The organism is Calothrix sp. CBUCES-K 9914 (assembly GCF_059640475.1).
The window spans coordinates 1-11,495 of sequence record NZ_JBXXZH010000273.1 but is presented as its reverse complement, the minus strand read 5'-3'; the positions used below and the strand labels follow the sequence as shown (position 1 = coordinate 11,495).

The 11,495-nt window shown below is 38.4% G+C and carries 8 protein-coding genes; 4 read left to right on the top strand and 4 right to left on the bottom strand.

Features of this window, described 5'->3' with window-relative positions; genetic code table 11:
* From AC2JBO_RS37345 to AC2JBO_RS37335, 3 genes are all read right to left on the bottom strand, one after another.
* Positions 1-966: IS66 family transposase (locus AC2JBO_RS37345; RefSeq protein ID WP_496958688.1), on the bottom strand; the 966-nt coding region annotated here is incomplete at its 3' end.
* 787 nt (positions 967-1,753) lie between these two features.
* Positions 1,754-4,480 (bottom strand): two-partner secretion domain-containing protein, encoded by a 2,727-nt coding sequence (locus AC2JBO_RS37340; protein ID WP_496958687.1) that lies wholly within the window; start codon positions 4,478-4,480, stop codon positions 1,754-1,756.
* Between the two features lie 152 nt (positions 4,481-4,632).
* Positions 4,633-5,433 (bottom strand): hypothetical protein, encoded by an 801-nt coding sequence (locus AC2JBO_RS37335; RefSeq protein WP_496958686.1) that lies wholly within the window; start codon positions 5,431-5,433, stop codon positions 4,633-4,635.
* A 563-nt stretch (positions 5,434-5,996) separates the two neighbouring features.
* Here AC2JBO_RS37335 and AC2JBO_RS37330 point away from each other — a divergent pair.
* The 4 genes from AC2JBO_RS37330 to AC2JBO_RS37315 all read left to right on the top strand — a co-directional run bounded on the left by AC2JBO_RS37330 (position 5,997) and on the right by AC2JBO_RS37315 (position 10,415).
* Positions 5,997-6,524: a hypothetical protein gene (locus tag AC2JBO_RS37330; RefSeq protein WP_496958685.1), complete on the top strand. Its 528-nt coding sequence runs from the start codon at positions 5,997-5,999 to the stop codon at positions 6,522-6,524.
* 122 nt (positions 6,525-6,646) lie between these two features.
* A complete protein-coding gene (locus AC2JBO_RS37325; RefSeq protein ID WP_496958684.1) occupies positions 6,647-6,997 on the top strand; it encodes a hypothetical protein in 351 nt (116 codons plus the stop codon).
* Between the two features lie 719 nt (positions 6,998-7,716).
* Positions 7,717-9,966: a virulence-associated E family protein gene (locus AC2JBO_RS37320; protein ID WP_496958683.1), complete on the top strand. Its 2,250-nt coding sequence runs from the start codon at positions 7,717-7,719 to the stop codon at positions 9,964-9,966.
* Positions 9,967-10,274: 308 nt separating this feature from the next.
* Positions 10,275-10,415, top strand: coding sequence for a hypothetical protein (locus AC2JBO_RS37315; RefSeq protein WP_496958682.1), 141 nt, complete (start codon positions 10,275-10,277; stop codon positions 10,413-10,415).
* A gap of 520 nt (positions 10,416-10,935) precedes the next feature.
* On the opposite strand, the gene AC2JBO_RS37310 is transcribed toward AC2JBO_RS37315, so the two are convergent.
* Positions 10,936-11,495: alpha/beta fold hydrolase (locus AC2JBO_RS37310; protein ID WP_496958681.1), on the bottom strand; the 560-nt coding region annotated here is incomplete at its 5' end.

The following is an 11,495-nucleotide window of genomic DNA, read 5'->3' as shown; positions in this document are numbered from 1 at the left end:
TCGTAAATGTGCCAAACATTTCTGTTGGGCTTTTACGTCATAACCGTTATAAACACTATAATCGTCAGAGCTAAGTACGCCATTATAATTTGAGCCAAGAATCATTTCTAGCTCTGCCCGCGAGCGAGTATCTGCCGCATGGAACAAAGCGAAATCAGTGTTTGCGAAAATCCACAACCATTCTTTTACACCTTTAACAATCCAAGGTGTTTCGTCAGAATGTATATTAGGTTGCGTTAGTTGTATCCAATCTTTTAGCTCGTTAACGCTTTTACTTACTGCTGTATCTATTCGCTCATTAGTGTTTACTAGGGTTCCAACACCTATATCAATTTCTCCTAGTTCCCACAAAAGTTCTTGTTGCTTTTCATAAGGTAAATGCCCATAATTATTTACCCATCCCAAAAAAGCTTGCAGTTTTACACCTATATCTTGACCTGGTACTATATCAGGTGCCCAATCAGCTGTTTGTTTATTTCCACAACTAGAGCATACACAAGTATGGCGGTGATACTCAACTACTTCTATTGGGCGTTGTACTAATTGAGCTACTTGCTGCGTTTCGATTTTTATCGGCTCTCCTCCAAAGCTTGCGTGACCACAACAACCACAAATTTCGGGGCGCAAAATTTCAAAGCGATCTACTCTACCAAAACCCTTGCGAGTTTTACCTGGATGTCCTGGTTGTCCACCTGCTTTACGTTTCGGCGCCTCTGGTTCTGAGGCGCCATTATCTTCTTTCTTCTCTGATTTTTTAAGCATATCTCCCGATGGAGGTTTGGATGATGTTTTACTGTCTAGGTCTCTGCCAACTTTTAGGCGTTGTATTTCAATCTCAAGCTCTGTGATTACTGTGCTTAACTTTTGGATAGAATTTGCCTGCTCAATAACTATATCTACCAATTGTCCCTGTGACAATTGGAGAAGACTTTCACGGTTTTGTTCAAGAGGCTGATGTTTATCCATGTATATAATAATCAACCTCGGATGTTACAGTTGTCAATACTTCAAGAGCTTGTAGACGTTATGCCCCTACTTTTTTATTTGATTTTTATGGCGCTGTTACCCCCCTTGGGGGGTCACTCGCTTAAAATTTTGGCAAGGAGACCATACTGAACCTGAATCCTTACAATGGAGTAGCATAAAAACAAAGTATCGGCGCAAATTTAACACCAACATTGGAAAGAAAATACTCAGACCAAGTATAAGGGACTTCCAAAAATTAAATTCTTCATATTGTGGAGCAGGCATCCTTGCCTGCCAACGTTTAGAGCGGGCTTTTGATGCCCACTCCACTCATATAATTGTGAAGATTTTTTTATATGCAAGTCCCTAAGAGAGCGGCGCCTCCCGAACTACATCTACCTGCCCGCGCGCTCTTTTCAGTAAAATCTGATGCCTATATAAGCCAAAAACAGAACATGAGTCTTACGACACGACCCGACATATGAGTAAAGGTTTGCATCTTCATATAAAAATCAATACCTTCGCCAGATTTATGAGTCAGAACGTAGTATAAACGCTTGTAGAATTAAGGTTTTTTCGTATAAGAGAAACAAGCGCTATAATTTCCAGACTAGTTAAAAACTCCGTCCCGTTATTCCGCACCGGGTTTTTAGATTAAAACCTTGATGCATAAGGACTCTAGGTTCAACGCCTAGCAGACAGATTCAATATTTTATTTGACTGTAAACGTTGACGGCAAAAGCATTTTTGCCAATCATACTTTTGGCGAAGGTATTGAAAATGGAATCTATTTTTGCGTCGAATTAACACATGCAGATGTAGTCCTTACTGCCGATGGAGTCGATGAAGGAACTTGGGTAACAAGAAGAATTTCACCATTGGCATTTTTCACAAAACCCTGTGCCTCGATGATGGGAGATGAGGAAGTAGGCTTAGGCTGTATGGGCACAAAGTCCTGTACCCCTAGCGTATTTGGGGATGCGTCCAACGTTACAAGTGTATGAGTGTCAATTTTTCCAGGCATTGGTTCCAGTGGACTCGGTGGTAAACTGCCTCGTCCCGTAACAGTGAAAGAATTATCTAGAAATCTACTTCCAGATTTACAATTAGAAGCTATTTGTTGCGATGCATCTACTAAACCAGATGGTAACTGTACTAAACCGCGACCTGGGTCTACATCAGGTGTGTTAATTATTACTTCGCCAGTCAAACCAAACTCGGAACTGGCATCGATATTATTAGTCGTATTCGCTGGAACAGAAAGACCTTCAGCAAGATTGAATATAGTGCGGGCATTGATGTCAATTTTGCCACCTTGCCCTTGGAATGCATTGGCAATAATATCGTTATTTTGGTTTTGGGAGGCAACGATAAAACCATTGGGTGCATTGATGCTAATATTGCCACCGTTTGCTTGGTTGAATGCTTGGGCAGAAATCAAACTTTGATTTTCCAATCGCAACAGTTTGACATCATTTAGCTTGATATTTGCACCTTCACCAGCGTTTGTTTCTGCGGTGAGTTTTCCTTGGTTGAGACGAATTTGATTGGCATTGACTGTCAAGTCACCTGCTGCACCTGTTCCTTTGGCACTTACTGTCACTTCTCCACCATTGCTGACATTGAGGGTTGGAGTATTGACGATTAAGTTGCCTGCATTGCCACTCGCTTGTGCTTGTGAAAATAAAGTACTGGGGATAGTTTGACCCGCAATATTTCCAGTTCCCAGTATATCGACAGATTTTTTGGCATTGACTGTTAAAGTTCCACCATTTCCAGAAGCGAAGGAACCAGATTTTACTTCCCCACCATCTCGAATGATTAAACGTCCCACATTTAATGTGGAGTTATTAGGCAAACCCGAACCAAAGTTATCTGCCGAAATCCTTGCACCTTTTTCAACAGTTAGCGTACCTGTTGTTAGGTTCAAACTACCGACGTTACCAGTCGCGTCAGGTTCAGCAGAAACGAAAAGACCACTGCGATTTTTATCAAAAGTAGATGCAGTTGCATCTGGTGAAGTCCCACTTAAAAGAATTAAATCTGTAGCGTTAATACTTAAATTTCCGCCATTACCAGCTTTACGTGCTACTGTCGATATCTGTCCTCCACCTGTGACTATTAGATTTCTTGTGTCAATATTTAAACTACCTGCATCACCCGCATTATCTACAGCATCTTTTCCTACTTGTGCAAAAATACCACTTTGTTGCGAATTGTTAACTGGAGTCTGTCCAATAATTTCTACAGAATCTGATGCTTTAATTGATATATTACCAGCTTGACCTGCTCCAAAAGTTGAAGCATCAATACTAGCTCTATCTTGAATAATTAGTCGCTTCGTTTCCAATATTAAATTTCCACCACTACCCGTAACATTATTGCAATCAGGAGAGATAACGCAAACTTGAGAAGCAATAAAAGAAAGTGAACCATCAGATGCAGTACCAGAAAGCTTTATGCTTTCACCTACTTTCAGCAATATATCCCCTGCTTTCCCCTGACCTTCTGCTAAAGAACCAATACTAGAGCCACCACTAACTTCTAAGGAATTATTTGCATTGATAAAAATGTTTTCTCCTGTTTGAGAACCGAATGTGATAGAAAAAATGATAGAACTATCTGAAAGAGAAATATTTTTACCAAATACTTGAACGTTACCACCTGTATCGCCACTAGTATCTAAGTTTGCACCTTGAGAAATCTGAATATTACTAAAATTTCTAGTTCCTGAATATTCAAAAGAAAATCCTTTGTCAATTTCAGTTAAACCAACCAAACCATCTGCTGCAACACTGCTTAGTTCAATTCTTCCCCCATTTGCTGTTAAATTTCCTCCATCTATAAAAACATTACCACCTACCAATGCCAGAGTTTTGCCATTTTGAACCTGTAAACCAACAGGCAAACCAAGAGTATTAAGCTTATTATTGAGACTTGCTTGCGAGCGATTAATTATTTCTCCAGGATTTGCTCCAAATTGCAAACCTACTGGTACGCTGACTGTTAATAATGGGCTTGTTCCTGGTTCAGTAGCACTAAATACTGAACCATCTGCAAATTTAATATTATTGGCTGTAGTTGCAACAAAAGAACCACCAATATCCAAACTGGCATTTTGTCCAAAAATAATCCCCGCAGGATTCAAAATAAATAAATTAGCTGAACCGTTAGCTTTAATAATTCCATCTATATTTGCAGGGAACCCACCTGTTACCCTTGTGATTATATTTTTGATACCAACATCGTTATTGAAAAATGCTGTGTCACCAGTTATGTTTGGAGTAATTGCGGAAAATGAGAAATCTTTGAAGCTATGATATAAGTTATTTCCATTTTGCGTGCCACCTTCTATTACCTTGATATTTCCCTGAGTGGAAACTGTTGAATTAACAGGGAGTGTTGCATCTGGGGTAATATCTGCAAGAGCAGGAAGAAAAGGTATTAGGCATAATACACAATTACCTAATCCATATAAACTAAATTTGTAAAAGTTTACGAATCTATTTTTCATTTTGAAAATGCACGCTTATGATAATTTCTACAATATCATAAATAGGTCTTATTTTTAAATATATTAAAGCTACTCGTATTCATTTTTAAGGAATACGAGTAGCTTGCTTTACATGGGGTACTCGTATTAAGTAAGTAAATAAAAACAATTAGTTATTCAGTTTGAGAATTTGCTCTTTTTAATCGAAGCAAACCAGCACCAACTACAATTATTCCTATGATACTATTCGATTCAGGAATCTTGCTAGGTTCAGGTAAAGGATTTAAATCCACATAAAAATCTCTGCTATTATCATCATTCAATAATCCAAATATTCTCTGGAATTTTTCTAATCCTGATAAATCGTTAAGTAAACTAGCATCTTTTGACTGGACAAACCATGTTAGCTGAGGTACGCTGAAACGTGATCCACTACGACTTATTAAATTTGGAAATGTAACGTCATATTGAATTACATCTCCACTGTTGAAATCTATATTAAAACCGTTAACTTGTTTTTGAGCCTCAAAGTATTTTTCCAATTCATTTGGTGTAACTGGTTGCCCTGTACTACTAGATAATAAGTTTAAGTTAGAAACCTTTCCAGAGGAATCTATTGTCAATTTTGAAACTTTTATATTTCCTAAAGAACTTGTATCAGTGCCATCTAAAGGGTCGTAGAAGGGATAGTTAAAACCAGGAACTCTACGCTCAAAGTTTTTAATAGCTCCTTCAAATAAACCATTACTCCCATCAGGATTAGAATCAGCAACAGAGGTATTGAGTTCAAAATTAATTGTACTAGTATTTATTGATGTTCCTGATGCTTTAAAGAGCCTTCCTGCATTAGCAGATTCTACACTTGTGCCGATTGCTGTTACTAATGCAGCCATTCCAACAGCTACATTTTTCAATTTATTCAAACTCATTTTATAGCTCCCTGTATTGTAGTTTGTATTTAAATCTGTTCTCACTTGAGTAAATCTTCTTAATCAAAATCAAATCGTAGGTTTCTGTTGATTTACTATGCTTTCAGTGTTTTTGATAACCATAATTAAAATTTAATCACAAGTATCTGTAGAGATAACAGCCCTAATTAAAAACTTTACGCAAAAAATACGTGAATTTTAACTTAATTGCGCCATTTCCGCAGAATTGTGCCAATTTGGCAGAGTCAATAAAATTTACGAAGATGATAAAAAAATAAATCAAAAAATACGCATCTATCTAAAGAAATAAATTGAAAAAAGGCGCGATACGAAAGAAGCACACCTTTTAGGGTATCTCGGCAGCCACCCTACTCGCCTGACCAAGGATTTGACGACCCTGAAGTTGTACCAGTACTCAATAAACTGTTGTCCAAACAGCGCAATCAAGGTTGACATCAAATTCAAATTACCAATGCTTGCGCGCGCTGCGAGTTTGGGTATTGGTGCTAGGATACTTCTTAATTTTTAAATAAGTATTAGACACAGTAATTATCCGGTTGATAATTGTATAATTTAGCTCATTGCTAGCTCAATACGGGAATGTCAGCATGAAATCGTTCTTTTCTTCTTGCGTCTTAAAGTTCAATGTACTGATGGCTCTTTGTGCGTTAGGTGTAACCACAGTTAGTATTCCTGCAATGGCAGTTCCTAAAGAAGTTTGTGTTATGACATCATCTGGGGATGTTGTGTGTGGCAAACCTGTCCCGAAACCTAGTTCTACGCAAAAGCGTTCTCAATCGTATGAGAAGGAAGCGTATAACCTTACCTTTTTATTAAAAGGTTGCAAAAGGTCTGATGCAACCGTTAAATGCGATTTTACGGTAACAAGTAAAAAATTAGCAAAATTCAGCATGAAAGCATGGTACACTGCGATTATTGATACCGAAGGCAAATCTTATCCTGGTTCGCTAATAGATATTTGTGGTAAAAGTACTGACAATAATGTATGTGATATACACCCTGGAATTAATTATGCTTTAGTTCTTACTTTTAACAATGTCCCAGAGCAAATAACAACCGCTCCTCTTTTAAAGCTTTACGAAATCGAGTATCGTAATGTTTCTCTTTCAAACTGAGAGAACCTCTATAGGCATCGTGCCAAGATATGACCAAGAACCTGCATTCCGTCCTTGATACAGTCTCCAGAACTCAGAGAACGAATAGCTATAATTATAACTAGGTTACTTGGAGGATTATAATGCCAGATTGGAATGCTATTGAGAAATCCTTTTTAGCTTTATGGCGCCAACAACAACTAGGCGAACTTGCATCTTCTTTATCACGTTTCAAAGGGTGGTTACTCTTAGGTAGCGCAAATCGTGAGGTAGCTTCGGTTATTCTTGACGAAAGTATACTGTACGTTTCGTTACTTATGAAAGAAGGTATGGATTTAGAATTTCATGAACTTTATTCATCACTACTTGCTTGGCGCCATAACTGGTCAATTATTACTTCCCAAGAAGCCGAAATGAAGAAAACTTCCGAAACAAGCGCAAATTGGAGTGAAAAAGTATTAGATATGTCCGGTTTGCTCGAACTTGTTAAATAAGATAATTGATTGGCGCCTGTATTTTACATCCAGAAGTTAAATTAACGCTTCCTCGGCGCCTGTAATGTCCCATATCAACATATTTTAATAATTGCGCTTACTATACGCCGGACTCACATACAAACCTAGTAGTATATACGGAGCAATTATAGCTATTTACGTAAAAATGAATACTCTTAAGCATAATTATCGGGCGCCTATAGATGCATCACAACAGCGACTTTACTAACATTGTGATTGTATCCATAAAGGCGCAGAATAAATTGCATTACCACTCTGTTATTTAGACTGTGGTAACAAAATTAGCACAGGCTAGTGTAACGGAGATTAGTATAGAAGCTTACATCTAAAACGTCATTAATTTTGGGGAGTTCTTACAGATTTTGATCCCCCCTAGCCCCCCTTAATAAGGGGCGAATAAGAGCAGTTTTAAGCCCCCCTTCCACGCGGGGGGTTGGGGGGATTTTCTTTTACAACACCCCAGAATTAATGACACGGACTACTAGCTCCAGAGTTCACCTACCAAATTTGACAACAATTTGTTGTCAAAAACAACGGCGCCCACCAACCAATACGATTTGTAAAGTTCCCGAACAAGATACGCTTGTATACACGGACAGTAGTATGATTAGCAATTAGTTACAAATTTAAAACCCCTTCGTGGTGCGTCAACACCCAAGGGGAGTATGTCCCACAAATTACAAGGAAAGACACACAAAATGAATATTAACGATAATTTAGCAGTTTCTGCATCTGCTGAAAACAGTATTGCATCGAAAATTTACATTGATGACGCCTGGGTATATGAGGACAGATACGCGGCAAAACCCCAGCCCAAACAGACTTTATGGATTTCTCCCTCTTCGGAAGTCCCAGATTGCTTAACAATATTTAACATTTGTCGATTAGGAGAGGCGCCAGAAATACTACCAGGGCGCCACTTCATCATCGCGGAGAGAGACACACCCGAAGAATTAATTAAACTATGTGGCTGGCGCCTGGAGTTAGTAGAAGGCGCTGAGTGTTTGGTATATTCAGTACAAACAACCTTAGAAGCTTTACTAAGTCACGAATCTTCAACCATCCAAGAGGGTATTCTTCAAATATTAGAGTTTGCTCAACCTTTTGAAGACTGGGCAGCGCGCGTTGAACAACAACAGTTAGGAATTAGAGAAGCTGCTTCTATCGCGCGCGCGGTAATAGCCAACCTCCCAGAACCAGCTAGAAGTATTGAACTTGCAGCATTGAGACGGAGATGTAACGAAGCGCCGTACAATTGGAACCAACTAATTACAGCCCTTACGGCAGAACACCAAAAAGCGCGCGAGTCTGAGAAAGAACATCTAAAACGCTGCTATGAAAAAGAACCTGCTACCAAAGAATCCAAGCACTTACAGAAATTAAAGCTCATCGAACAAAAGTGGGGCGCCTCTTTAAAGTTCAACGAAGCACTACAACGTTTAGAACTTGATGGTAAACATCTTAAGCTCGACACCATCAAAACCAAAATCGCCATTGAATTTAATATAGATATCTCTAAAGAAGACGCGATTGATATTTTGTTTTACCTCGGCGCCTCTCGTGGTTATCACCCTGTCCGCAATTATCTCAACCAAGTCAACGTCCTTCATGCCAACGTTGATACAAGCATACTCGATGATATTGCAACTCGTTACTTTAACAATTCAGATGAGATTGCCAATATCTATATGAAGAAGACACTTATTGGCGCCGTTGCGCGTATCATGGAACCTGGTTGTCAATTTGACACGATAACCATTCTTTATGGATTGCAAGGCGCCTATAAAAGTACGTTTTGGAGAACATTAATTGGTAATGAAGTTTTTAGCGACTCGTTGGTTGATTTAGTAAACAAGGATGAATTAGCGAAGCTGCGGCGCTTCTGGGGGTTAGAGTTAGCAGAGATTGATTACCTGTTTGGTCAAAAAGCAGTAGAGTCATTCAAGAGATTTTTATCAGCACAAGAAGATACTTACCGTCCACCTTACGCGCGGGAGAATGTAACTATACCAAGAACTTGCTTCTTTGTTGGTACAACTAACAAAAAAGATATCCTGCAAGACCCTACAGGGAATAGAAGATATTGGGTGCTTGATGTTCGTACCAATCGTATCGATTATCTAAAACTCGAACAAGAACGAGATTTACTTTGGGCAGCCGCTGTCAAACTTTACCATGAAGGCGCCAAGTGGGATTTAACAGATGAAGAGAAACTATTATCCACAAGCTACAACAAAGAGTATGATTCTCAAGACGTTTGGACAGATTTGATTTCTAACTACATGTCAATTCGTCAGAAGGCAACAACTCTGGAAGTTATGACCGAAGCGTTACACATAGAAGCTGCTCAATGTGACAACCAAAAACAACGTCGGGTAGTAAGCATTCTTCAACGTTTAGGTTATGAATCAAAGACTGTTTCTCGTGGTGGTGTTAAATTGCGCGCGTGGGTTTACACTCATGATTTACCAGTAATAACTGACACTAATGTTACTCCCTGTTACCTCAATGTTACCTCTGACGTTACCGTTGAAAGTCAATCTACACAAGACATTCAGACTAAGGTAACGCCAGTAACATCAAATATTCAAGATTTTCAAGAAAAAGAAGAAACTGAACCAACTGTAGATTCTGGGGACTTTAATGAAAATGATGTTACCCCCGTTACCGCAAATGATGAAAACACCCAAAACCCTGATGAAAACGATGTTTTAGAGGGTAACGCGACGGTAACAGAAGCTAGGAAGGCGCCTGGATTTGAGATTGAAGGCGCCGATAATCTAGAAATCATCCAAGCTAATGCTCTTAATATCCGAATTGGTCTAGCTGATGGTGAATGGGAAATGATTGCAGCACTCACCTTCTATTGGAGCGATGAGTTTAAATCGGCAGTGTGGGCACAACTTACAAATGAAGAAATTGAAGCAATAGAACAACTCGAGGGCTAACTCGCAATAACTGAACGCATTCTTGGCGCCAGAAAATCACCGACCATTCCCCAGGAGAGCGAACTGTGGAAGAGGCGCCTATATACAAATATTTGTACTAAAAATTCTTGCTAACAGTTTGTAATTGCAGCGAGGGAGTTATGAGCGTTTCGGTTGAGTCAGTTGAATTAGTACATTTGAATAGACTTACAGAAGATGAAGAACAACAACGGTCAAGTACGCGCGCTGTTTAAGTTGGAACCATTGGAACAAATCGAAGTTTGGGAGCAAGCGGAATACAATCTCTCTATAATCGCATCACTAAAATTATGAAAAACCTAGATTTAGAGGAAGCGGCTTGGAGCGCATTAAAGCAGTTGGGAGAAATTAGGCGCTCGTATTTAACCGACCTGGAAGAGACATTTTTATTAGCGATGGAGAAAAAATATAATTCACCTCTAGAGGTTTAATGGTACGGCGCCTGTAGTTCAAGTCCCTAGATATTTGAGTATTTGAGAATTGGCGCCGTGAGCATGATAGTTTTGAGAAGGCGCCATAAATCAATTAAGCCTCTATAATTTTGTGCTTCAATATATCAAAGATTTTGTATTTTTTATTTGACCCCTATTATAGAGAATAATATCGCTTAGTTGCAGACTTTTTTCTGATATATCTATAATTAAATCGTTTATTACATGTTGAATTTCTTCACAAGATTTACAAAACATCAATTTTTTATCCATATTAGTTAATATCTGATAAAAGCTATCTTCGTCTTTACCTTCTCTCAATTTTATGTCTAATTTCTCTCTTAACTTATAATGAATATCTTGATACTCAGAATTTATATGTTTAAAAGTTTTTGAAGACTAGAGTATTTACGATTATCTTATATCTTGCACCTACATTCTGGCATGTAATATTAATTGCACTGGTTCACTTTTATTAGTTTGCGTTTTTGAGGCGCTAGTACTTTCATGCGGGTTTGAATTACAATAAAAAATCAATCAAATTTTTTGCAAATTCAGCAGTATGACTATAAAAAAACCCGTGTCCGGCTTGTTTAATAATTTTGAGTTCAGAACCATAAATTTTGTTATTCAAAATATTACTATTTACAGGAGGAATTACGGAATCGTTATCTCCAGTAATGATTAAAGTAGGTGCTTTAATGCCTTGCAATAAATTACAGGTATCGTGAGTATTGTGTGCCTGTATTTGTCTGCTCAAACCATCTGACTGACTGTGATAAGGTGAGGTTTTGTTGAAAAAAATTTCTGCTTTTTCCCGGTTATTAGAGATAGCTAAGTATGATTTTATAAAAAGAATCTCCAATAAATCTCCTTGAATATTTGGGTTGAAATCGCTACAACTTCCACCTGCCATTGTGCAGGATAATATCAATTTATTTAGCTTGCTAGCATGTCTCAAGGCAAAGTGTTGAGCAATCATACCACCCATGCTGACTCCAAGAACATGAGCTTGTACTATTCCTAGAGCATTAAGCAATCCTGCTGCATCATTTGCCATATCAGCAGTCGTGTAGTTGT

Bases quoted from the DNA above. Each gene is read 5' to 3' on its own strand.
- AC2JBO_RS37340 (WP_496958687.1), bottom strand. From the start codon at position 4,480: ATGAAAAATAGATTCGTAAACTTTTACAAATTTAGTTTATATGGATTA.
- AC2JBO_RS37330 (WP_496958685.1), top strand. From the start codon at position 5,997: ATGAAATCGTTCTTTTCTTCTTGCGTCTTAAAGTTCAATGTACTGATG.
- AC2JBO_RS37325 (WP_496958684.1), top strand. From the start codon at position 6,647: ATGCCAGATTGGAATGCTATTGAGAAATCCTTTTTAGCTTTATGGCGC.
- AC2JBO_RS37320 (WP_496958683.1), top strand. From the start codon at position 7,717: ATGAATATTAACGATAATTTAGCAGTTTCTGCATCTGCTGAAAACAGT.
- AC2JBO_RS37315 (WP_496958682.1), top strand. From the start codon at position 10,275: ATGAAAAACCTAGATTTAGAGGAAGCGGCTTGGAGCGCATTAAAGCAG.